At 42.6% G+C, this 23966-nt stretch carries 18 protein-coding genes; 4 read left to right on the top strand and 14 right to left on the bottom strand.

Annotation, left to right across the window (positions count from 1 at the left end):
• Positions 1–12 precede the first annotated feature (12 nt).
• From HGO26_RS18695 to HGO26_RS18680, 4 genes are read right to left on the bottom strand one after another with little or no spacing between them, the layout of a single operon-like run.
• A complete protein-coding gene (locus HGO26_RS18695) occupies positions 13–378 on the bottom strand; it encodes a response regulator (protein WP_168827101.1) in 366 nt (121 codons plus the stop codon).
• 3 nt (positions 379–381) lie between these two features.
• On the bottom strand, positions 382–2115 hold the full coding sequence (locus tag HGO26_RS18690; protein ID WP_168827099.1) for a SpoIIE family protein phosphatase: 1734 nt from the start codon (positions 2113–2115) through the stop codon (positions 382–384).
• A gap of 8 nt (positions 2116–2123) precedes the next feature.
• A complete protein-coding gene (locus HGO26_RS18685; RefSeq protein ID WP_168827097.1) occupies positions 2124–2408 on the bottom strand; it encodes an STAS domain-containing protein in 285 nt (94 codons plus the stop codon).
• Positions 2409–2422: 14 nt separating this feature from the next.
• Positions 2423–3565, bottom strand: a complete 1143-nt coding sequence (locus HGO26_RS18680; RefSeq protein WP_168827095.1) for a methyl-accepting chemotaxis protein — start codon at positions 3563–3565, stop codon at positions 2423–2425.
• Between the two features lie 276 nt (positions 3566–3841).
• Here HGO26_RS18680 and HGO26_RS18675 point away from each other — a divergent pair, with 276 nt between their 5' ends.
• Positions 3842–6547 carry an acetate--CoA ligase family protein gene (locus HGO26_RS18675; RefSeq protein WP_105252534.1) on the top strand — a complete coding sequence of 902 codons (2706 nt, stop codon included), beginning with the start codon at positions 3842–3844 and terminating at the stop codon, positions 6545–6547.
• A gap of 132 nt (positions 6548–6679) precedes the next feature.
• Here HGO26_RS18675 and HGO26_RS18670 read toward each other — a convergent pair whose 3' ends face one another.
• The 5 genes from HGO26_RS18670 to HGO26_RS18650 form a co-directional block, all read right to left on the bottom strand.
• Positions 6680–7708, bottom strand: coding sequence for a GGDEF domain-containing protein (locus tag HGO26_RS18670; protein ID WP_028759897.1), 1029 nt, complete (start codon positions 7706–7708; stop codon positions 6680–6682).
• Between the two features lie 188 nt (positions 7709–7896).
• Entirely contained in the window at positions 7897–9522 is a 1626-nt protein-coding gene (locus HGO26_RS18665; protein WP_168827092.1) for a phosphoethanolamine--lipid A transferase, read from the bottom strand.
• 267 nt (positions 9523–9789) lie between these two features.
• Positions 9790–11883 (bottom strand): prolyl oligopeptidase family serine peptidase, encoded by a 2094-nt coding sequence (locus HGO26_RS18660; protein ID WP_168827090.1) that lies wholly within the window; start codon positions 11881–11883, stop codon positions 9790–9792.
• 211 nt (positions 11884–12094) lie between these two features.
• Complete coding sequence (locus HGO26_RS18655) at positions 12095–12574, bottom strand: MarR family winged helix-turn-helix transcriptional regulator (protein ID WP_028759894.1); 480 nt, start codon at positions 12572–12574, stop codon at positions 12095–12097.
• Positions 12575–13801 (bottom strand): cation diffusion facilitator family transporter, encoded by a 1227-nt coding sequence (locus tag HGO26_RS18650; RefSeq protein ID WP_168827088.1) that lies wholly within the window; start codon positions 13799–13801, stop codon positions 12575–12577.
• Positions 13802–14443: 642 nt separating this feature from the next.
• Between HGO26_RS18650 and eco the strand changes: the two genes are divergently transcribed.
• Positions 14444–14995 (top strand): serine protease inhibitor ecotin, encoded by a 552-nt coding sequence (gene eco, locus HGO26_RS18645; protein WP_168827086.1) that lies wholly within the window; start codon positions 14444–14446, stop codon positions 14993–14995.
• Between the two features lie 86 nt (positions 14996–15081).
• On the opposite strand, the gene HGO26_RS18640 is transcribed toward eco, so the two are convergent.
• From HGO26_RS18640 to HGO26_RS18625, 4 genes are all read right to left on the bottom strand, one after another.
• Positions 15082–15357, bottom strand: coding sequence for a hypothetical protein (locus HGO26_RS18640; protein WP_028759892.1), 276 nt, complete (start codon positions 15355–15357; stop codon positions 15082–15084).
• Positions 15350–17338, bottom strand: a complete 1989-nt coding sequence (locus tag HGO26_RS18635) for a RecQ family ATP-dependent DNA helicase (RefSeq protein WP_168827083.1) — start codon at positions 17336–17338, stop codon at positions 15350–15352. Before HGO26_RS18635 ends, HGO26_RS18640 begins: the two co-directional genes overlap by 8 nt.
• A 347-nt stretch (positions 17339–17685) precedes the next feature.
• Positions 17686–18024 carry a hypothetical protein gene (locus HGO26_RS18630; protein WP_105252539.1) on the bottom strand — a complete coding sequence of 113 codons (339 nt, stop codon included), beginning with the start codon at positions 18022–18024 and terminating at the stop codon, positions 17686–17688.
• A 166-nt stretch (positions 18025–18190) separates the two neighbouring features.
• Entirely contained in the window at positions 18191–18718 is a 528-nt protein-coding gene (locus HGO26_RS18625; RefSeq protein ID WP_105252540.1) for a hypothetical protein, read from the bottom strand.
• Between the two features lie 592 nt (positions 18719–19310).
• Between HGO26_RS18625 and HGO26_RS18620 the strand changes: the two genes are divergently transcribed.
• Both HGO26_RS18620 and HGO26_RS18615 read left to right on the top strand, forming a co-directional pair.
• Entirely contained in the window at positions 19311–20426 is a 1116-nt protein-coding gene (locus tag HGO26_RS18620) for a tyrosine-type recombinase/integrase (RefSeq protein ID WP_168827081.1), read from the top strand.
• Positions 20427–20831: 405 nt separating this feature from the next.
• The gene (locus tag HGO26_RS18615) at positions 20832–22886 is read left to right on the top strand and encodes a PhoX family protein (protein ID WP_168827079.1); all 2055 of its coding nucleotides are present in this window, start codon (positions 20832–20834) and stop codon (positions 22884–22886) included.
• 147 nt (positions 22887–23033) lie between these two features.
• On the opposite strand, the gene HGO26_RS18610 is transcribed toward HGO26_RS18615, so the two are convergent.
• Positions 23034–23798, bottom strand: coding sequence for a tRNA-uridine aminocarboxypropyltransferase (locus HGO26_RS18610; protein WP_028759886.1), 765 nt, complete (start codon positions 23796–23798; stop codon positions 23034–23036).
• Positions 23799–23966: the final 168 nt, after the last annotated feature.

Here is a 23966-nt window from a genome sequence, read left to right as displayed (position 1 = left end):
ACCCCGTTGCAGTTAACCCAGCACTTTAGCCGTAATAGCCAACAACTTTTGAGGATCAAAGGGTTTTACCATCCATCCCGTCGCACCCGCGGCTTTCCCTTGGGCTTTCATATCATCGCCCGCTTCCGTGGTGAGCATAATGATCGGCGTACGCATAAATGCCGACATAGTACGTAAGGATTTAATTAAGGTCAGCCCATCCATTCGAGGCATGTTTTGGTCTGTCAGAATGAAGTCAAATCTCTGCCCATTACAGATATCGAGGGCTTCTCGACCATCTTTGGCCAGTACTACTTGATAATTAGCCGATTTAAGTGTCGCTTCGACCATTTGTCGGATCGCTGCGGAATCATCAACAATTAATATTCTTTTACTCATGCGCTATTCCATTATGACTTTAGTTATATTCCCTGGCGGTACTAATTCGTAGGTCTTAGATAATGTTTTCACCAGTGAGAGACCGCGCCCAGACAACTGAGGAATGTCCGCCATCAAATTTTCATCACCCTCAAAGCCTTTGCCACTGTCAGCCACGCTAATATGTAATTCATCCTGCGATGAACGCCAGATGATGCTTACTTTTACCCAATCATTTTCCGTGAGCCTATCTGCAAAACTGTCCCTAATACTATGGTACAGTTCGAAGCCTTCTGGATCATTTTTTAGTCGAGAATCTAATTTTAGTACACCATGATCAATAGCGTTGCTAAATAACTCTGCGACAACAGTAAAAACCCGTTGACAGAAATTGGTCGCAAATCCCAATATACTGAGAAACTGATTCAATGAACTTAAATAATCAGCGCTGAGTAACATAGGCCCTGCAATACTGACATCCCAGCAGAACTCACCATCCATAATGGCTTTAATACGACTAACATCACGATCTTGATGCCAAGTGTTTAATCGTTCAAAATCTAAGGTACAAATAGTGATGTCATCGGCAATATTTTCAGCAGAACAGTACTCATGAATATTGTTCTCTAAATATTTGACTAGACCACCTGACAAATGAATAAATAGATCTTTTAATTTATCAATGCCAAATGGATTACCGTCATGGGTATATTGCTCTATTAAACCATCACTAAAAAGGCAAGCATGCCCATGGGATGGTAAATCAACCGTAACAATATCCGCGATAAAAGTATGCGGAGGTAAAATACCAAGGGCCATATTTGTCGATTTAAATTTATCAATTGATTGATTACTGACTGAACGAGGAAGGTCAGTTTCTTTAATATTGTGGTTTGTTAAACAGTCAATTCCCCCCGTTTGAATATACACGGGTGGCATACCACCATTCCAAATGTGTAATTTATTACGATTAAAATCGGCTTCTAAAATAATACAGGCAACAAATCTGTCTTCAGGGTTTTCTCGGTGGAGCTTAGCATTCAGTTCATAAATAAACGTAACTAAAGAAAATCCCTTTGAAACCATGGCTCTAAATGTACTGGCGACACGCATGATGGGCATGGCTGCACTCAGGCCATGACCCGTTGAATCGGCGAGAATTAAGAAAAAATTGCCATTAGGCGCTATGCCATTGAGGATAATATCACCGCTAAAATTAGCACTGGCTTGGCAGTAAGTATGTACAAAATCAAAGTCAGTATTATCAATATTGACTAAGTGCTCAAATAAATGCCGGGCCATGTGTTCTTCTCGGGCCTTTTCATAAAGCATTTTTTCAAGTTCAATTCTTTGATGCTCTACTTTATGCTGAAGTTGCACCCGGGTAAGTAAACATTCAACCTTGTACCAAAATATTTCAACATTTATCGGTTTAACAACAAAATCCAAAACCCCCATTCTAAAACAGGCTAACACGGATTGATTTTCTTTTGTCTCGCTCATGACGATAACAGGAGTTTCTTTTTTGTCCTTATTCAACTTGTCTAGTAACGCCAGTGCGGTACCATCCTTTAACCAATAGTTAATCAGAATTAAATCAACCGTATTTTGCGTTATTTCAAATAAACCTTCTTCTAGCTCACTACAAACAATAACGTTGTAACCTTTGCTGTGAATAAAGTCACTGATCCTTTGACTAGCAATAGCGTCATCATCGATAACTAAAATAAAATGTTCCGGCTGAGTAAGCGATACCATAATGAGTGTTACTCTATGATGTAGATTTTCTGCATATTGGCAATACTAAGGATTTCATTCGCCTGACCATGTGCACCTTTTACAGACGTAGAAATATGTAACTCCTGCGCCTTACGATGCAGCAGTACCATCATGCCTAAAGCAGAACTATCGAGGTAAAGCACTCGACTAAAATCTAAAATAATATGGTTAACCTCTGGAAGCGTTAAAACATCTTGATAATCACTGGTGAATTTCTTGTGGTAATAAAAGTCAAAGCGCTCTGGCAATGAAATAACTTTAATATTTGACATTGTGTTATCCCTAATTAAAAGAGTTCAATTTCACCACAGGTAATTTGATCCCTTGAAACGGGATTATGAGTCTCCTGACGTCGGCGACTCATTTGTATTGTGATGTCATCACCCTTAATGCCAAACTCCTGTTGTGACATAGTGGTGACACGATTGAGCGATTCTTTTAAATGGTTTAGGGACTGATTTGTGTAAATCAGGCTTTGGGAAGTAATATCACTGAACTGCAATCCCCGAATAGTATCCGAGATGGCTTGTTCTAGTTCATGTGCCGATGAATCGATACGTTCAATCACTTGAGAATCCTTCTCTGCTTTAACGATAATCTGCCTTAGTGCAGTATCTATATCCTTTTTGGCATCAATAATATAAGTCATATCTTGAGCGGCGACTTTACTCACGTGTACCGTCAATTGTTCAATCTGAATTTGAATTGATTTAAGCTGTTTTTGTATGCTTTCACTAAAACCTGCGCTACGAGTGGATAAAGCGCGCACTTCATCTGCCACAACAGCAAAGCCCCTACCTGCATCACCCGCCCGCGCCGCTTCAATTGCCGCATTTAAAGCGAGCAAATTAGTCTGGGACGAGATTTGATCTATGTCTTGCAAGGCTTTCATTGCTTGAGGCATAGACTCGTAGATGAGATTCACTTTTTCCAACAATTCCATAGTTGATGCCGACATTTCTATGGTGGATTGAATAAAGCGCTCTAACGTCATTGAGGTATTGTTGGCAAATTGCTTCATTTGATCTGAATGGAATAACTCAGCATCATCCGTACTTTGGACAAGCGCTGAAATAAATCCTGTCTGCTCCGTCATTAACCGCCCTAAACCATCGAATGACTCACCGAGCAAATTGACTGCGTCACCTTGCACCGCTAGCACACTGTCAATGTTAGCCTCGCAGCCGTTAAGCGTCGTGATTGACTCTTGGTACAGACTGACATGGGCTTGCCAATCTGCGGCAAGTTGGTTGTTGAAGGACTTATCATCATGCTGTTGAACTGACTGCATTTGCTGGTGCTGATAAAATTGCCACAGCAACATAATCAATACAGAAATAACCGGACCAATAGCCCACAATGTCATCAAACTCAGCGCATATCCAACGCCTGCCGCGAGCACCGCAACGACCCCATCCTTGTATGTCATATGGACTTCACAATAATTGTACAGTGATTAAAAAGTAGTTTCATATTGGGTGATTTTCAAACACGAAAGTGAAATTATTCACATTGTTACGTGTCGCAATGCGGAAAATGCAGTTATCGCGATAGAAATCCCTATCATTGAGCGCTAATTCTCAGTAAATTGCCGTAAATTCATGATTTGCTAATAAACTTGTCTTAATGGAACCCGAAACTTAACTGTGCAGTCCTCATACCCTAGGTTACACTGGAAGCGTCATGGATTGGGATGGGATCGCTTATGAGTCAACGTACATTAAACTCCTTATTTAAACCGACTTCCGTTGCTATTATCGGCGCTTCGAATACCGAAAAACGCGCGGGTAATGTGCTGATGAAAAACCTACTATCGAGTGGTTTTTCGGGGCCTATCATGCCAGTCACCCCTAAGTATCGGGCAGTGATGGGCGTGCTCGCCTATCCCAATATTGAAGCCTTACCCATCAAACCCGATTTAGCGGTTATTTGTACCCGCGCTTGCCGTGTGCCCGCCATCGTTGAAACCCTTGCGCAATTTGGCTGTAAGGTGGCCATTATTATGGCAGCGGGAATGGCACAGGAATTTAACGAAGATGGCGTGAGCCTGCTCGACCTTGCCATGCAAAATGCTAAGCGTTATGGGATGCGCATTCTGGGGCCAAATAGCTTAGGAATGCTATTACCTCCGTTGGGATTAAACGCCAGCTTAGCCCACGCCAGCGCACTACCGGGCAAAATAGCCTTTGTGTCTCAATCTGCCGCCATTTGTACAACGGTACTCGATTGGGCTAATAACAAAGGTATTGGCTTTTCCTCCTTTATCTCCCTCGGTGATGCCACCGACATTAACTTTGACGAACTGCTCGATTACCTCGGCCGCGATAGCCGCACCAGCGCCATCATGCTTTATATCGACTCGGTGAATGAGAAGCGCCATTTCCTCTCGGCCGCTCGAGCCGCTTCACGCAATAAACCAATTCTAGTGATTAAATCGGGCCGTAGCGCCGAAGGTGCCCGCGCCGCAAAATTGCATACGGGCGGTGTTGGCGGTAACGATGCAGTATATGAAGCGGCGTTTCGCCGTGCAGGTATGTTGCGGGTTAACGATTTAATTGAACTGTTTGCCGCGGTTGAAAGTTTAGCGCATTCCAATCCGCTGCAAGGTGAGCGCTTAGGGATTATCAGTAATGGTGGCGGTCCTGCCGTATTAGCGGTAGATGAACTCATTATGCGCGGCGGTAAACTGGCGGAGTTATCAGAAGACACCATAGCCAAATTAGAAGCCGTGTTACCGAATACTTGGTCAAGGCAAAACCCCATCGATATCATTGGTGATGCGAACGCATCACGATATGCTAAAGCTTTGACTATCTTGATGGATTCCAATGAACTTGACGCTATTTTGGTCTTGCACTCCCCTTCAGCACTCGGTGAAAGTGTTGAGATAGCTGATGCTTTGGTGAGTGTGATCCACGCGCATCCCAAAAAGAATCGCCTCAATATTTTGACGAACTGGAGCGGTGAAGACTCGGCTTATCAGGCACGAAAACGCTTCACTAAGGGCGGCATATCCACCTACCGTACACCCGAAGGCGCTGTGGGGGCCTTTATGCACATGGTTGAATACCGTCGTAACCAAAAACTGCTGCAAGAAGTGCCGCAATCGATCCCCGATAATATTCCGACAGATAGCCTCACTGCGCGCAAATTACTGCAAGCGGCTCAAGCTAAAGGAAAATCGGTACTGGAAACCCATGAGGCCAGCCCTATTTTGCGTGCTTATGGGCTTAACACCATAGACACTTGGTTTGTGAAAGATGCCGATGAAGCGGTGGCCATTGCGAATGAAGCGGGCTATCCCTTAGCGTTAAAAGTGCAATCCCCTAACATCTTGCATAAGTCCGATGTGCACGGAGTGATGCTCAATTTAACCTCGGCTGAAGATATCCGCCACGCCGCGAATGCGATTACCCAGAGGGTGCATCAAGCCAATCCCGAAGCCATCATTGAAGGCATGATAGTGCAGAAAATGGCGTTGACCGCTGGCGCACAGGAAATCCGCGTGGCCGTGATAAGCGATCCCGTCTTTGGTCCGGCGATTTGCCTTGGCGAAGGTGGCTCAGAATGGGACCCCACCAATGATGCTGCCGTTGCCCTGCCTCCCCTGAATATGGCACTGGCGCGTTATATGGTGATCCAAGCGTTAAAGACCCATAAGTTAAAGGACAGACATTTACCACTGGGTCTAGACATGAATGCCCTGTGCGTGATGTTAACGCAAATATCCCATATTATTATTGATTGCCCTGAAATCGCCTCGTTAGATTTAAACCCAGTACTGGCCGCGGGTGAAAATATCACTCTGCTTGATGTGAATATCCGTTTGCATGATGCCAATGCCGACAGTTCATCGCGGATGGCCATCATGCCCTATCCGAAGGAATTAGAAGAATTCGCCGAGCTTAAAAATGGCCTTAAGGTAATGCTAAGGCCGATTTTACCCGAAGATGAGCCTAAACATTTGGCCTTCGATAATTCGTTATCCGATGAAGACAGATACAAACGTTATTTTGGGGTGCGATCGAAAATGACCCATGAAGAAATGGCGGTATTAACTCAAATCGATTACGCCCGTGAGATGGCCTTTATCGCCACGGCTAAGGGACCCGATGGCGATGACATCACCTTAGGTGCCGTGCGTGCATCTATTGACCCTGATAATACCGAGGCCGAGTTTGCCATGGCGGTGCGTGGCGATCATCAAGGTATAGGGTTAGGCAAGTTGTTACTCGAAAAATTAATCAAATATTATCAGGCCAACGACACGCCCGTGCTCACCGGCTTTACCATGTTTGAGAATCGCAATATGGCCAGTCTTGCCAAGAGTCTCGGTTTTAAAGTGACCTTCGATATGGAGGAGCATTTGATCAAAATGCACATGGATTTAAAACCGCCCAGTGATCAATAGCACCTACCCAGACGAACAAAAACGCCGCAAATCATTGCGGCGTTTTGTTATCCTAAGTAAATGATTATTTAACGAAATAGCGACCGAGCTAATACTTAACGCCTTGAAAAATCGACACTCGCCCCCACATTCTCAGCCTCTAACACAGTTACGGCCTTCAGACTTAGCTTGGTACAGTGCTTTATCGGCGCGACTAAACAGCGTTTCAGCATCATCCCCCTGTTGCAATGAGGCCATCCCAATCGAGACAGTAATCGCGCCAAGGGAAAGCTTTTTGTCTTTCCCTACCGTTAAGCGCCGCTCAGAAATACGTTCACGCAAATTTTCAGCCACTTGCAATGCGTCGTGAAAATGGGTGTTAGGTAGCACCACCACAAATTCTTCGCCGCCATAACGCGCAACAAAGTCATCCCCACGCACACATTGCTTTAAGGCTAATGCGACATAGGCCAATACTTTATCACCCGTTAAATGACCATAGGTGTCGTTAAAGGCTTTAAAATTATCGATATCAATCAGTAAGAGACTACAGCGGGTCTGGTGATCTTGTGAACGGTAGATTTGATCCTGAATACTCAATTCATAGGCGCGGCGATTATGCAGAGACGTTAATTGGTCTGTCATAGCCGCGAGGCTAAGATTTTCCATTTCCGACTTAAGATTTTGTACTTCTTGACCCATGGTACACAGACTTTGCTCCATCTCACGGTTGTTGATAAGTAGCATCTGCATCTCATCGACCACACCATCAACCAGCTCGTTCAAGGTATTGATATCGGGATTAGTCTGTAATCGCAAACCAAACTCGGCTAATGAGCCAGAAAATGCCGCGGTTCCTTGACTCAACTGGCTGATTTTATTCAACAGGCTATTGATCAAGATTTGTGTTTCAATCTGAACATTTTCAATCACTTCTGGTGACTGTTCTTGGATAAAGGTTTTATAAAGACTGGTATTAACTTCCTTGGTAAAAGAGACAGAATTCGCCAAAAAACCATCAATCGCGCGATTTAAATCGAGATTTGTGCCTGCAAAATATTCATACCAAACAGTGTAATTTTCAGGAGTAACAGGAATATCGAGGGCAGACATTTGCGGCACGGCCAAACGCAAAATTTGCGCGGCAGAATCAAGTTCTTTATTTTCTGCAGTAGAAGACATAAATCGCGAACCATAGATTTGTTATGTTTTTGTATATATTAAGTTAACTCAACTGGTTCGATTTGGATATGGGAGAAATCAATTATTATGACAGGGAGCAAAAGAAAAGAGGATGTTGCCATCCTCTTCCTCATCATGGTGTTGAACCAACTAGAACGAGCGAAACCTCGCGACAATTAAGTCCACAATTAACCGCGGCAGCGAGCAAAGATATCTAATTCAGGCTGATATACCTCAGTTTTGATATTCATTAGTCCCAATAGACTATCGAATAAATTGTCATGGGAGAAACCACCTTTCGCCGCATGCTCAGCCAAACAATCCATATCCAATTGATTATCTTGGCTAAAATCTTTTGACACCCAAGCAAGCATAGGAATGCTCGTCTGCTCAATCGGTGCGATACTGTAAGGTGCGCCATGTAAATACATGCCTTTTTCGCCTAAAGACTCGCCATGATCGCTCAGATACAACATGGCTGGATCAAATTTATCTTGTTGGTTTTCTAACTTTTTAACCACTTCGCTAATAATATAGTCAGTGTACAAAATACTATTGTCATAGGTGTTCATCAGCTCATCTTCACTGCAGTTTTGTATATCACTGCGCTGACAATCCGGTGTGAACTTACGGTGTTCTGCTGGATAACGTAAGAAATAAGTCGGGCCATGACTACCAATAACATGCAATACAATCACGGTATCTTTGCGTTCTGCGTTGGCTAAGGCTTCATCTAATTTGTTCAGTAACACTTGATCAAAACAATATTGGCCAGTGCACAACTTAGAATCACTGTTCAAATCAATGGTTATGTTTTCAACTTGGTCACACACCCCTTTACAGCCAGAATCATTGTCAAACCACTGCACTTTAATACCACCATGATCCAACACATCAACGGCGGTGTCTTGAGCATAGGCACGGCGTGAATCGTAATCTTCCCGTCCCATGCGAGAAAACATGCAAGGCAAAGATACCGCGGTTGCCGTGCCACATGAATGGGTATCTTTAAAGACTATTAATCCTTGGTCTTGGGTATGGGCGTTGGTTGGCTTGTCGTAGCCATAATACTGATAACTCATTGAACGCGCGGTTTCCCCCACGACGAGGACTAATAAATTCGGTTTACCATTTGAGTTGGCACTGACATTTTTTGCATCAAGGCCAAGTTGCTGATATTCCATTGGCGTTTGCAAGTACTGCACATTGATGTACTTAGACACAGCACCTATAAAATACGTCGGCACGATATAACGTTTTAGCTCGTCGTTGTTACGGCCAAAGGCAGCGTAATCTTGAAAATAGAAGAAAGCAATAATGCCCAGTCCTGCCAACATCGCTAGCATAAAAAGCACTTTATGCAGTAGTTCTTTTAGGAAAGGTTTGTACTGAATATCCGCTTTAAAGATAAGGTACGCGGGTAAAATCCCAGTCAGTAACATATTCATTATCGAAGCAAAATTCACATACATGAACGCTTCGGCATGATTGGTTTGAAAAGTGTTTTCTATCATGCCGTAATCGAAGACGACATTGTATTGGTAGGCAGCGAAGAACACACTCGATGATAACAAGGTGAGTAAAATGAAAAACGGTTTAACGAGATACTTCACCGTAAATAAGGAAAATACAAAACTGAGTGCAAAGGTTAAAAACAACGGCACAGTAGCGATGAAGATAGGATCGACATCAGGTTGTTTTTCAATGCCTTTCTTAATGATGCCAAACAATGGGATATTGAAAATACAGACGTAAAATAACGCTGTGATAAAAGTGAATCGATTCACCGATAGAGTCTTAAATCTTGCTAACACTGATAGCTCTCACTCAAATTAGTTGTTTGTCGAGAATAACTTAGTATTCTTAAGGTAGTCTTAGGCCTTTGACAGTGAAATTTTTCGCAATAGTAGCAAGCTCTTGGCAATGGCTCAAATTATCTGTGGGTATTGTTAACATTAAATAATAAACTTAAAAAACGGCCGAACCTCAATAAGTTCGACCGTTTTCTGCTCCCCAACCTATTAGGGTCTTGCTCGGTTTTACCAGTGAAGAGTTAACAATTCATGCTAACCCAGCGGTAATTATCTTAATTGCTGTAATAAGTAGGCAAACGCCATTGAATTAAGTTCCGCGGCTTGATTATTATCTGCAGCACCGGCGTGGCCACCTTCAATATTTTCGTAGTACAAAACATCAATTCCCATGTCTTTCATCTTAGCAACCATCTTACGGGCGTGACCTGGGTGAACCCTGTCATCACGGGTCGATGTGGTGAAAAAGACCTTTGGATAATGCACGTCTTTATGCAGATTATGGTACGGTGAGTAAGTTTTAATGTAAGCCCATTCCTCAGGAATATCCGGATTACCGTATTCGCCCATCCAGCTAGCACCGGCGAGTAACTTATTGAATCTAAACATGTCAAGCAGAGGTACTTGGCACACGACAGCGTTGTACAGATCCGGTCTGCGGGTAAATGCCGCCCCCATTAACAGGCCACCGTTACTGCCTCCTTGGATGCCTAAATGTTTACTTGATGTAATTTTACGGGCAATCAAATCTTCCGCTATTGCCTCGAAATCCTCATAGGCTTTATGTCTATTTTGCTTTAACGCCGCTTGATGCCAAGCTGGGCCATATTCGCCACCGCCACGAATGTTAGATAACACATATACGCCGCCCTGCTCTAACCAATTCTTACCAATGGTGGCCGAATAGGATGGACGCAGTGAGACTTCAAACCCACCATAGCCATAAAGTAGCGTAGGATTAGTGCCATCTAACTTAAGATCCTTAGCCATCACCACAAAGTACGGTACTTTAGTGCCATCTTTAGACGTCGCAAAGTATTGCTCAGTTTTAAACTTAGCCGCAGCAAACTGTTGCGGCATACCTTTAATTTTCTTCGGATTTAAGGTTTTTGCATTAACCGTATAGAGGCTTGAAGGCTCAAGAAAACTGGTGTAATTCACGAAAAAATCATCACTGTCTTGCTCAACGTCCATTACCGTCAGGGCGCCATTCGCTTCGAATGGGACTTGGGTGCTTTGCCAAGCGCCCTTTTCGTCTTGCTCATACCGCACTAATTTGCTTTTCACGTTATCGAGCCAATTAACGAAAATCGCACTCTTACTAAAACTGAGCTGCGCTATCGATGCGGTCTGAGTCGGGCTCACAAATAAACTGAATTTGGCTTTTTGGGCGATAAGATCCGCCACATCGGCATACACGACCGCGCCTTGCTTAAAGTTACCGTCTTTGTTGGTTAAATCGCTCTTTAACTCAATAAATAACTTACCTTTAAAATAACCTTTAATCTCAGCATCTTGAGGTAATGGCAACCCTATGAGTTTGCCATCTTGATAGACATATTGGCTGGCGGTATAAAAAGTATGTGCCTCAGTGACTAAACTCAGCGGCGTTTTATCATCGAATAAAACCCAGCCTGATACAGCAACTGAGGTTTTGTCGCCAGTGAAAATCGGTTTCGCTTGCTCGAGTGCTGTACCACGTTGCCAGAGTTTCACCTCCCGTGGATAACCTGAGTCAGTCATGCTTTGACCATCACCAAAATCAGTACCGACAAAGGCGTGGTCTTTATCTATCCAGCTCAGACTTGATTTGGCTTCTTTTAAAAAGAATGGCTTATCTTTGGTGGCAACAAAGGATTTAGTATTTAAATTAAATTCTCGCACTTCCACCGCATCGGCACCGCCGCGGGAAAGTGAGACAAAACAGCGCTCATTTTCGGGATACTGACAGCTAATATCCTTAAATACCCAATTGACGGATTCAGCTTTACCTAAGGCATCGATATCAAGCACAGTCTCCCATTTAGGATCGGCCTTGGCATATTCTTCCATGGTAGTACGGCGGTAAATACCGCGCACATGGGTGTCATCCTTCCAAAAGTTGTATAACTTGTCGCCAATATGGGTCGCGTAGGGAATGCGTTCTTTATCGTTCAGGATGGCGAGACTGTTCGCCACTAAGGTATCAAAACCTTTAAACGCTTTAATTTCGGCGGCAGATGCAGCATTTTGGGTTTTCACCCATTCCATAGGCTTAGCGCCTTCAACATCTTCTAACCAAATGTATTTATCTTCTTCTGCGTGAAGTTGACCGCTCATACCGAGCACTCCTGCAATGCACAAAGGCAGTAATTTATTATTCATTCTATTCCTTTTAAACAAAGTCCATCTTGAGATCTGCCCTTACATTACCTTAATTAATATCCAGTTCAACTATTAATCCAACAAGAATGTAACAAAAGGTAAGGTACTGTAATAGCTGATGATTAATCTAGAATGAATCGCGTTTTTAAAAATGTCATGCTATAAAAAAGCGTCCACGAGGGACGCTTTTTAGTGGATGAAATAGGGTAAATTAAAACTCGTTATTCATACGAGACAACAAATTGAGCAGTACGATTCGTTCCTCACTGCTCATTTTAGCGGTGAGATCTGTGGTGAGTTGTAGATGTAATGCATCATGTTCGAGGAACAAAGTTTGGCCCTTTTCGGTTAACTCCACCAGAATTGAACGACGATCGGTTTCATGGGGACGACGTACAACCCACTCAGCTTCAACCATTTTGTCGATTTGAACCGTTAGTGTGCCTGTTGTGACACCAATTTTATCCGCCAGTTCTTTCATCCTCATAGCGCCGTGCACGCCGAGTAACTCAATGGTGTGCACCTGCGATAGGCTAAAACCTTTGTCACGTACAATGGCGTGTTCCCAAGACGACAGCTTTTCGTAAAATTCAATAATCACATGATTTAATGCATGATCTGTTGAATGTGCGGCCGTTGAATGAGCAGTCGTTGAATTCAGGTTTGATGAATGATGATGTTCAACAGTCATTTAGGCTTCCTTAGCCATACACTCGCGCTGACGACAAGTATGGAGTTCAATAGTAATATGAGCCAATTCAGGAAATTGTGACAGTAACTGATTAAAATAACTGACATCTTTCGGTGAATGGGACACGATAGACACCATAATAGCATGGTGATCGGCACTCACTCGCCAAAGATGTAAATCGGCCACTTGATGATCCGGTACGGCCTCAAGAGTTTCCACGACCTTACGCTGCAATGACGCTTTAACACCACCGTCAAGTAAGATAGGGCTCGTTTGCTGAATGAGTCCCCATGACCAACGGCTAATAATTACAGCACCCACGATACCCATAACCGGATCGAGCCAAGTCAGTCCCATGTATTTACCAAACAACAAGGCCGCAATGGCGAGCACTGACGTTAACGCATCGGCTAATACGTGAAAATAGGCGGCGCGTAGGTTGTGATCATGACCACCGTGTGCCTTCTGACTCTCATGCTCATGCTGAGCAACATGGTGCTCCTGTTTATGATGGCAATGGCTATGATCTTGATGACTTTCATCGTGTGCATGTGAGTCATCATGTGTATGTGGACCCGCACCATGTGAATGAGCCGTATGGACGTGATCGTCATGGGAGGAGTGTGCTTCGCAGCTGTGATGAGCATGCTCGTCTTCATGATCATCTTGATGTCCATGATCGTGACTATGACCATGAGTGTGCCCATGGTCGTGGGTATGGTGATCTTTGAGTAAAAATACACTCAGCACATTCACGCTCAAACCTATAACAGCCACAAATATGGCTTCGTTAAAATGGATTTGCTCAGGGTTAATCAGTCGCATTCCCGATTCAATCAACATCACCAGTGCCACAAGTCCTAGCGCTATTGCGCTGGTATAACCGCCAAGCACACTCACTTTGCCAGTACCGAAAGCAAATGCAGGATCGTTAGCGTGTTTACGGGCATACGAATAGGCGAATAGCGTGATCATAAAGGCCGCGGCATGGGTTCCCATGTGCCAACCGTCGGCGAGCAGTGCCATAGAACCGTAGATGGTTCCGGCAGCAATTTCAGCCACCATAGTGATCACGGTTAAATACAGTACATAGCGAGTGTTCTTCTCGCCATCGCGGTTCTGACTGGAAAACTCATGGGCGTGCTGCCACTGGGCGAGTGAGTGCCCTTGGCGGCTTCCCGTAGTAGCTTGATGCCCTGTCGCTTGCTCGGCTGTCATTGATTTCATTGTATGGCCCCTGTTCCATTTCTATCGCTATTAATGGTGAAAAACTCGTCGCTTGAATTATAGTTTGAAAATCAAAATATATGAAGATCAAATTAACTATTTATCAAGATATACTGTTTTCAAACTTTTAAACGTGTATTTGAATCCCCATAATGCATCTGCTCTCCTGCCATCAGTCGAGACACTGATATGTGAATTAAGATAGGCAGCTAGACTAGGCAAAGGATATCAGGCAAGGTTTAATGGATTAGCGCTTGATTTATGAGTAAAAACAGCTCACATAGCTGAGTTAGATTGGCTTTATTACAGCCTTATGCAGTTACAGACAGACACAGCGGTGGCTTTTCAGTGCAAGTTGAAATCCAAGTTTTAAGGTTTTTATCTAGGCTATTTCGTATATTTTTCGCATGATATGAGTCATAAAACAGCCACCGCAAAGAATTGAAATAGCTGCGAACTTAACAAAATAAGTCATTGGAAAGTGTAATTAACCCTTATTATTCAGATTGATAAAGAATTATTTGAATAAAAAATCGATTTTTTATTGAATAATTTAACCCTTTTTTACCTCTGCTGCGTTTATAGGGAGCAGAACACAGACAAATTTATCGACATCAATTCAGTTCGATTAGGAGAAACAAAATGAAATTGAAGACCTTATTTAGCGTTAGCACTGTTCACCTTGCATTTGCACTATTGTCATTCAATGCCGCGGCGGTGAGCCCACCACATCCAACAGGGTTAAATGCGCCTATGATCAGTATTCAACGTTTCGATCCAAAAGATTACAGCGCACAGGAAGCCACTAAGATGTTCCCTGCTCCGGCAGCTGGTATGGTGCAGCACATTTTAAGTTTACCTAAATTAGAAAACGAAGATGACTACATGGTCGAAATCCAAATTGGTCAGACTCAAATGGTTGATTGCAATAAGCATGGATTAAACGGGGAATTGAAGGAACTGACAGTGCAAGGTTGGGGTTATAACTACTATCAAGTGGATGAAATCGCTGAAGGCCCAAGCACTATGATGGCCTGTTTCGAATTGGCGAAGAAAGAAGCTTTTGTACGTATTCCGGGTGAACTAAAAATGCGATATGACAGTCGCTTGCCTAAGGTGTTTTATCTACCAGAAGGCGCTGAACTGCGTTTCAGAACTTGGAAAGTAGATTCAACCTATCAATATTCCAAGTAAATAGCCGAATTTAACTCTTGCGTCATCAATCAAATGCGCTTCGAGTCTTTGCTGATTGATAAAAGCAAAGACTCGAAGCGCATTAACTAGAATCGTTTGATTCTAACAACTTGCATAATTTCTATTTCAAAACCTGCCACAGTTTCTGTCTCTGGGTAATAGATGACGTTGATCTTTTGCCCTTGCAGATTACGATACTTTTTAACCCGTCTAAATTTAAATGGCACGTCACAATCTTCAATCATAACAGTATGTTGTATCCACTCCGCTTTTTCCCTTTGCATATGCGAAACCACAGTCACACCTTCAGAGTGAACCAAATGTTCATGGGTGGCTAACATCTTTTTTACGGCCTTATTCATGTTCAACTCTTTTATCATCTAGTTGCGACAACAGTGACTCAACTTTCTGTTTAATTTCAGCATATCTCAATTTTTCACAGCGGCCGAAACCACTCAACTTACGCATTTGAAAACGACTCACCAAAGGCACTGACATGCCAGCGAGGCAACGACAATAGGTATCAAGTGATAAAGCATCAATGCCTTTGGCCGTTAAATGGTGCTTCAACTCACGCAAATCAGCCAACATCTGCTGATCTGTCGGCCAAGTCGGTTCCGTCGAATAACTCAACTTAGCGAAATGACCGCGGCAGACACTGCAATGACCGCAGACCGCCGGTGTCTCATTATCATCAAAATAACGGGATAAATTGTGGCTTAAGCACGTCTCAAGCTCAAAAAAGCGGACTAACTGCGCTATTCGCGCAATTTCTTTCTGCTCTTTATCAATAAAATAATGGTACAACTCATCGATGAGTTCCGGACGCGCTAATGCGGCAACATCCACCCGATACACATCGGTAATTCGTTTGGTTTCTAATTCAATTAACTGATGTTCTGCTAAATATTCCAGCGCGGCCAATACACGACTGCGTTCATGGCCCGTCACACTGTACAAGGCATCAAAATCTAACGCGCCCCATATTTTCTTCATCTGCGTATGATTAAAAATTTGCGTCAAAAAGGCCTGCCGCTCTGGATTAAAGCGGCTCAGAATGGCGTGTTTGTCCACTAAAAATTTGTAATTAACATCGGCGTAGTAAGCAAATAACGGCTTAACCACACCTAGAATTTCTAGCTGCACAAGTAACGTTTTTAACGGCAACTGGCGAATATTACTCGCCGTCGACACGCCATTAAGCTGACATTCCCACTGAGCAGAATCTTGTTCAAGTCGAATAGCTTCAATGACTTGCGCTATACCTTCCCGCTCAGGCGTATCGCCATACACAAAATTTTCAACGGTATTGAGTCCGTCAAGATTGGCTAAAGTCACACAATGAGATAATGCACCATCACGCCCTGCTCTGCCGATTTCTTGACTGTAGTTTTCAATGGATTTAGGCAAATCATAGTGGATCACAAAACGGATATTGCTCTTATCGATTCCCATACCAAAGGCGATGGTAGCAACCACCACTTGCAGCTTATTCTGCATAAAATCATTTTGAATTTGTTGACGTTTTTCATCTTCAAATCCAGCATGATAGGCACTGGCGACTATGCCTTGTTGGCACAAGAGTCGTGCTACCGTTTCGGCGGTTTGCTGTAACGTCACATACACAATACCAGCACCTGAGAATGATGTTATCTGGTTAACCAGTAAGGCATTTTTCTCTTGCATCGACACGGGCAGAACTGTCAAATCTAAATTGGGTCGATAAAATCCCGTTTGTACTATGTGTTCGGGCGCGATATCGAAGCGCTTGGCCATATCCAGTTTCACTTTACGTGTCGCAGTGGCCGTCAGTAACAGTACCAGCGGGATCTCAAGCTCGCGCCGATAATCGGGTAATTTAAGATAATCAGGCCGAAAATTGTGACCCCATTCTGAAATACAATGCGCCTCATCGACGACCAGCATAGACAGCGGAACAGATTGAATAAACTGCCTAAAGCGTTCATTTTTGAAACGTTCCACCGAGACCATTAAAATTTTCAATTTGCCAGAGCGCGCATCTGTCATCACTTGCTGACTCTGCTCGGCGCTTAAGGTTGAATCTATGCTGGCCGCATGAATTCCCTTAGATTGCAAAAATTCCAGCTGATCTTTCATCAAGGCGAGTAAAGGCGAAATCACTAAACTCAAATGGGGTAACTGCAATGCTGTAAATTGATAACAAAGGGATTTACCAGAACCTGTCGGGAAAATCGCTAAACTCGACTTCCCTGCTAAAAGTTGTGTTATCGTTTGCGCTTGACCAGGGCGAAATTCAGAAAACCCGAAATCCTGCTGCAATAAACTAACGTATGGATTGGTTTCCGGAATGGGATTGAACATCAACCGTCCTTTACACTTATCCTTACCACCCACAAAATTCGGGCATACCGCAAGAAAAAGATTCAGCATTAAGTGAGTCGACTAGTCTAGCAAATTTTGACGTACTTTACGGAGTTAATTAGCAACAACTGAGTTTTCAAGCCAACTTAACTGCTCATCAGGAGCGTAATTATAGGTGCAGATTTCATTGCAACACGATGATTAATATATAATTAATTTACTTTTTTAGTCAGCAATTAAATATGAAAATAAAACCGATTTGTAAAAATTCGATCCGATATCTCCTATGAAAAAACAAGACGTCAGATGAATCTCAGCAAAAAATACATCTCCGATAAATTGAGCATTTAAGGTTTTCTAGCAAGATATAGATTGATCAGCGACGTCAGTTTGTCCTGAAATCTTTCTTCAAAACCATCAATGTCACGCCCTATAGAAACTAAATATTTAGTTGCCTGCTCACGCGAAAGCAGCTTATTTGCAAGACTATATTGCATCTCTTCTAAGGTTTTATCATATCTTGGGATCAACACCCAAGTGCCGACATCGACGTCAAAATGTTGCATCGCTTTCTGGGCTAAAGCACAAAAAGCCTCAATATGATCTACGCCATCAGGTCCGAGACAGCCAGGTTCAATTCGGCATAAAACCGCAATTTTCCTATCGTTTGCAATACTTAAACTCATCTCTAATGCCCCACGTTATCTAGTCGTAAACATAAGATCTTAACAGTAATTTTACGTGTCTGCACAGATAAGTCACGGCTAACTTACCCTTATTAGATAATCCATTTTAGGCAATAAAACAACTTTAAAATCATATTCTTCAAAATATAGATCCGCGTTTTTTTTTCTATTCATCAACAATGTCGTCTACAACATCCTCATCAGTATGTTGTAAAACATTAAGCGAAATATTTTCATTATGCTCTGACAATAGGGTATCAATGGCTTGGTCAAAACTGTCTAACTTTTGAGTTTCCATATAACGTTTTAACCTCAAAATAATATCCCTGCTTAGCTCAATATGAGACTTTTTTTGCCGTTTTTTTATTTGAGATAATTCTTTGCGAACCATACGCCAGCCAAAATCAGTAAAATACTGATTGAGCATTTTGTTTACATTAGTAAGCTCGTTGTCGATCCGCTGTGCCTTTTTGCGTAATCGGACTAATTCATTTAGTTGTGTTACCAACTTAGTATAGGAAACCGTTTGTAACTCAGCGTCACAAAACCAATCTGGTTTAGATGCCACAGCTTCAGGATTGATAAGGCGATAAATTAAGGGTAAGGCAAAAATTAATTCTGCTTCCTCAAGCAATAATAATTTTCTTCCTGCTGTCGGTTTGTCTTGTTGATATATCCAAGCTTGCGGTTCCATAAATACGTTTCTTTAGTTAAGCATGCGTTTAATGCGGATGAAATAAATGGGACCTCATATGCTAGTACAAATCGACAAGTATTAATATATGGTTCAACCATTTTATTGACTGGGAATCGATCCCTTATGCTTCATTTTGCCTTTGGCAGAAATAGCTCAACTCATAACAGGCTAAGAACCCGATAAGCGGTTGTCGTTATTAGCTTAAATTTCACCCAACACTCAAGCCTAGTTTAGCGGCATTCCATTCAAGAAAACCAATAAAATGGTTAAACCATTCTTTAAAATTATGCATCTGTGACTAACTAAGTTCGAAACCACTGCATAGAGAAAGTACGAATTTCATACTATCATTGCCTTTAATTTTATATCCGCTTAATTAATCGCCATTGTTAGAATAGGTTTATCTTGGCTGTTTTTTAAACTAAATAATCCAGCTAAATGTTATTTAATGCCCCCTCCTCTGATAAAAGAGGATTATTTAAACAAATAAGCACTCTACCAGTGATAATGACGATTATCACTGGTAGATGTAGGCGTGATTTGCGTATAATTACGCCTTCTTAATTCGATATCAGGTGACTTCAACGGCATGTCTAAAATGATCCGGACAAATAGTAATGCTCAAAATAACACCAATGTATCGAATGAAAGAGTGACTAGATCAGATCATCACAATAATAACCGTGCTGAACAGCCACGTTTTTTTGAAGAGACTTTCCTGCCACAATCTGTTCGAAGTGATTATTTAAGTGCTGCCGAAGAAACTGAATATGAAATTTCAGCCAACACCCGCCGTGTTTATAATACGAGCTTTAGTCTATTTAGCCGTTATTGTGCCGAACACCAACTGCAGGCTCTGCCCGCAGATCCCCGTAGCGTGATTTCATTTATTGGTTATCAGAAAGAATTGATCCAAGAGAGTACTGGAGTACAACTTTCTAAACAGACATTAACGACTCGACTCGCGGCGATTCGCTACCACCATATTCAAGCGGGATTCCACTCACCTACCGAGCACCCTCTGGTGATCAGAGTGATGCGCGGTTTAAGTAGAAATCAATCTCGCCATGTGAGTGATTATGATCAACAACCGATTATGTATGATGAAGTGGAAATGCTCATTCAAGCTATCGATGAACAAGTGCAGCCATTAACCCGAGCAAGAGACAAAGCCATTATTCAGTTAGGATTACAAGGTGGGTTTCGCCGTTCTGAACTTGCAGATATAAAAGTTCAATATGTCAGTTTTTTACGCAATAAGCTAAAAGTGCGCCTACCTTATTCGAAGAGCAATCAGCAAGGTCAACGGGAATGGAAAGACCTGCCGGATCATGAACCTTTTGCAGCACTCAACGCGGTAAAAAATTGGTTATCACTAGCCAATATAGAGGATGGGCATTTATTTAGATCGCTTTCCCGTGATGGGAAATATTTACGCCCTTATCAAATAGTAGAACATCATTCTGAAGCTAATTCAAGTTTACATAAAAATAGTGGTTTTCTCACGGGGGATGATATTTATCGCATCATTAAAAAATATTGCACAAAAGCGGGCCTACCTGCAAAGTTTTATGGTGCCCACAGTTTGCGCAGTGGTTGTGTCACTCAACTCCATGAAAATAATAAAGATCATTTATACATTATGGCCAGAACTGGCCATACCGATCCGCGCTCACTTCGCCATTATTTAAAACCAAGAGACTAAACTAGATCATGACTCGGTAAGAATCAGTTAGTCTTTTACCTAAAATAAAATAGCAATTATAACGCTATAATAAACCTATCATGTTTATGAATAAAAATGATATTCAGTAATTTATATTAAAATTATTTCCAAATTTTAATTTGAAAATAATTAAAGCAATAATTTCACATTATATATTTTTATCTTGGATACAAGATTTGACATTATAGCAGAATAAAAATTCTAATTGAGGTACTTTGACCTCAGCATCTTAGATGCATAGCAAACTGCTGGTTAACATTTTCATAGCATATCGGGTTTATTGCTCACTGCAGTATTATTGTAATATAAAATCATCTTTATTGTCATATTGATACTTTAGCCTTAGTCACGAAATTTAATCCATCGTACTAGCCGGAGTAATATATGAGTAAGGCCACCTTTGATCCTACACTTTATAATAAAAGTAATAACGAGCCATTTAACCAAGTGTTGGATAAACATTTATCTCGCCGTAACTTCGTCAAAAGTGGTTTAGGCCTCAGTGCTATGACAGCTTTTGCCAGTGTAGGCTTAACTGCTTGCGGATCAGATGACACACCCGTTACAAAACCTGTTGATCCAGTGACACCTTTACCACCGACAAAAAGTACCGCCAAGCTAAACTTTACGTCAGTTGCGGGTTCTCGTTTAGATGCCGTCGTTGTGCCAGAAGGCTATACAGCGCAGGTACTTGCACCATGGGGCACGCCATTAAATGCAAAAGCAGCACCATGGAAAAGTGATGGTAGTAACACTGCCGATGACCAAGCGAACTCAGTCGGTATGCACCATGATGGCATGCATTTCTTTCCATTAAATGATTCGGGTAATGACGGTTTACTTTGCATTAACCATGAATACATTGATGAAGTTGCATTACATCCTGCAGGACAAACTTTTGATCCTACTTCAGGTTTGCGCACAATTATCGATGAGGTACGTAAAGAAATCAACGCCCATGGCGTATCGGTTGTACGTATAAAACTGATTAATAATCAATGGGAAGTCGTGAGTAATGATAGCCATAACCGCCGATTTACCGGTGCAACTGTGATGGATATTAGCGGTCCTCTCGCCTACTCTTCTCTACTCGAAACCCGCTATTCTCCCGACGGTAGTCAGGCTCGCGGTACATTAAATAACTGCGGCAATGGTTACACACCTTGGGGCACTTATTTGACCTGTGAAGAAAACTGGCCAGGCTATTTCGCAAACCGTGGTACGTTAACTGCCGAGCAAAATCGCATTGGGATCAGCAAAACCAGCACACGTTATGGCTGGGATGATCTTGCAGGTCATGATGAGGAACGTCTCGATGAATTCGCACGTTTTGACGTCACGCCAAAAGGTGCAAGTGCTCAAGATGACTATCGTAATGAAGCGAATGGTCACGGTTATATTGTTGAAATTGACCCTTTCAATCCAACATCGCGCGCAGTAAAGCGTACCGCGCTTGGTCGTTTCCGCCATGAAGGATGTACCTTTGGCAAATTAACTGAAGGTAAGCCAGTAGTATTCTATTCTGGTCACGATTCACAATTCGAATACTTATATAAATTTGTCTCGGCCGCGGCGTGGGATGCAAAAGATGCTGACAGCAGCAATCGCATACAAACTGGCGATAAGTATATGAATGAAGGTACTTTATATGCAGCTAAGTTTAATGCAAATGGTGGTGTTTGGTTGCCTTTAACCTTAGATAGCCAGACTACGGACGGAAAAACCCTAGGCAATACTTTCGCTAGCTTAGCCGAGATTATTTTGAACACCGCAGGCGCAGCGGATCTTGTTGGTGCAACACCTATGGATCGCCCTGAATGGTGTGCTGTCGATCCTTTCACTGGTTCAATTTATTTGACCCTGACCAACAACTCAAAACGAACTGAAACCAATCCAGCGAACCCAAGATTGAAAAACCACTTTGGCCATATTATTCGTTGGGATGAAAATGACAAAGATACTGAATTTACATGGGATATCTTCGTATTCGGATCACCAAGTGATGGTAACGCAGAGACAAACTTATCAGGCTTAACGGATCTTAACCAATTTGCCAGCCCAGACGGTTTAGCCTTCGATCAACGCGGTATTTTGTGGGTTCAAACCGACAATGGAGCCAAGGAGGTCGCAGAAGAAACCAACGATCAGATGCTAGCGATAGTGCCTTCAACGCTTGTTGATGACCAAGAGAAACAGCTAGGTGTAACGGCTGATAACCAAATGGAATTAAAGCGTTTCTTCGTTGGACCAAACGACTGTGAGGTTACGGGTTTTGCTATTAGCCCTGATTATACTTCTGTTTTTGCTAACATTCAGCATCCCGGTAATTGGCCTTATTCGTCCAATGCCGCTGAAAAAACGCCTGCGGGCACGACATTACGCCCTCGCGCCGCTACGGTCGTTATCCGTAAGTTAGATGGTAAAGAAGTCGCGGTATAAACAATTATGCTTGTGCAAGGTATCTTCTTAATATGAAGTTCCTATAAGTTAATTGCTACACATAACAAATCCCCTCACTGTAGGGGATTTGTTATTTAAGAAGATAGTTAACTAGCCTTTTTCATAATAGATTAAATCCAACATCTATTAACTCTTACTACGACTTGCTTGTTCAAAGGCCAGTTCAAAAGCATCGGTAAAATCTGTAATTGGCAGAAGGTCCTCACGGCAACGGCGATTGCGGCCAAGTAAGGAAGATTCAACAAACAAATCAAACCAAGTACTTAAGGCTTTGCCATTAGCCGCTTCGCCAATCGCTCCTAAAGCCAATGATGCCACCTCGGCGGTGCCAAGTTGAAAATCATGACTACCTTTACGCAATGCATAGGTCGCGAGCGTGTCGGGATCGAAGGAAAGCAACGGCAGCGAGTGTAAGTAAGGGCTCTTACGGAACATTTTAATCGCTTCACGCCAACTGCCATCAAGCAGAACAAGCAGCGGCCGTTTGCCTTCGGCCAATGTCGACATCGGCACTTGGTTCAGTACGGTTTGCCCTTGCTCTGCATACTGGGCAGGAAACACTAAATAGGGTTGATATTGCGGCGAATTAAGCAAAGCAAGCAACTCAGCTTCAGGTTCTGTACGTGACCAAATATAGGCGTGAGTATCAGGAATAAGATCCGCTATGAGTCGTCCGCTATTAGTCGGCTTTAACACCTCATCGTTATACATAATCAGCAGAAAACTGGCGTGAGTATCTAACTGACGGCGTAGCGCACAGGTACAGAACTGCTCACCTAAGAGGCATAATGGACAGCGGATCAGTTTTTTACCGCGGGCACCAAAGGGTTTAGTCGAAATAGACTTACGGTACTGATATAAATGGTGCACTGCATGGGGGGCTAAAGCCATAAAAACCAATTCTCTATCAAACTTATTAAGGATCGCGACCACATCATTTAGCACTTTTTTATCGCGGTGGCGCAGTTTATCCCTTGGCCATCAATGGTGCAATCGCGTAATACATTATCGTGATAAAAGGCCGGTGTCAGTGGTTGATGGTTTCATATGCAGCCTAAC

Source organism: Shewanella oncorhynchi (assembly GCF_012584455.1).
Lineage (GTDB): Bacteria > Pseudomonadota > Gammaproteobacteria > Enterobacterales > Shewanellaceae > Shewanella > Shewanella oncorhynchi.
This window is presented reverse-complemented; position numbering and strand designations above follow the sequence as displayed.

Coding starts and splice junctions, on each gene's coding strand:
- HGO26_RS18650 (WP_168827088.1), bottom strand. CDS start 13,801: ATGAAATCAATGACAGCCGAGCAAGCGACAGGGCATCAAGCTACTACG.
- HGO26_RS18620 (WP_168827081.1), top strand. CDS start 19,311: ATGTCTAAAATGATCCGGACAAATAGTAATGCTCAAAATAACACCAAT.
- HGO26_RS18625 (WP_105252540.1), bottom strand. CDS start 18,718: ATGGAACCGCAAGCTTGGATATATCAACAAGACAAACCGACAGCAGGA.
- HGO26_RS18610 (WP_028759886.1), bottom strand. CDS start 23,798: ATGGCTTTAGCCCCCCATGCAGTGCACCATTTATATCAGTACCGTAAG.
- eco (WP_168827086.1), top strand. CDS start 14,444: ATGAAATTGAAGACCTTATTTAGCGTTAGCACTGTTCACCTTGCATTT.
- HGO26_RS18680 (WP_168827095.1), bottom strand. CDS start 3,565: ATGACATACAAGGATGGGGTCGTTGCGGTGCTCGCGGCAGGCGTTGGA.
- HGO26_RS18615 (WP_168827079.1), top strand. CDS start 20,832: ATGAGTAAGGCCACCTTTGATCCTACACTTTATAATAAAAGTAATAAC.
- HGO26_RS18695 (WP_168827101.1), bottom strand. CDS start 378: ATGAGTAAAAGAATATTAATTGTTGATGATTCCGCAGCGATCCGACAA.
- HGO26_RS18640 (WP_028759892.1), bottom strand. CDS start 15,357: ATGAATAAGGCCGTAAAAAAGATGTTAGCCACCCATGAACATTTGGTT.
- HGO26_RS18670 (WP_028759897.1), bottom strand. CDS start 7,708: ATGTCTTCTACTGCAGAAAATAAAGAACTTGATTCTGCCGCGCAAATT.
- HGO26_RS18675 (WP_105252534.1), top strand. CDS start 3,842: ATGAGTCAACGTACATTAAACTCCTTATTTAAACCGACTTCCGTTGCT.
- HGO26_RS18635 (WP_168827083.1), bottom strand. CDS start 17,338: ATGTTCAATCCCATTCCGGAAACCAATCCATACGTTAGTTTATTGCAG.
- HGO26_RS18685 (WP_168827097.1), bottom strand. CDS start 2,408: ATGTCAAATATTAAAGTTATTTCATTGCCAGAGCGCTTTGACTTTTAT.
- HGO26_RS18655 (WP_028759894.1), bottom strand. CDS start 12,574: ATGACTGTTGAACATCATCATTCATCAAACCTGAATTCAACGACTGCT.
- HGO26_RS18660 (WP_168827090.1), bottom strand. CDS start 11,883: ATGAATAATAAATTACTGCCTTTGTGCATTGCAGGAGTGCTCGGTATG.
- HGO26_RS18630 (WP_105252539.1), bottom strand. CDS start 18,024: ATGAGTTTAAGTATTGCAAACGATAGGAAAATTGCGGTTTTATGCCGA.
- HGO26_RS18690 (WP_168827099.1), bottom strand. CDS start 2,115: ATGGTATCGCTTACTCAGCCGGAACATTTTATTTTAGTTATCGATGAT.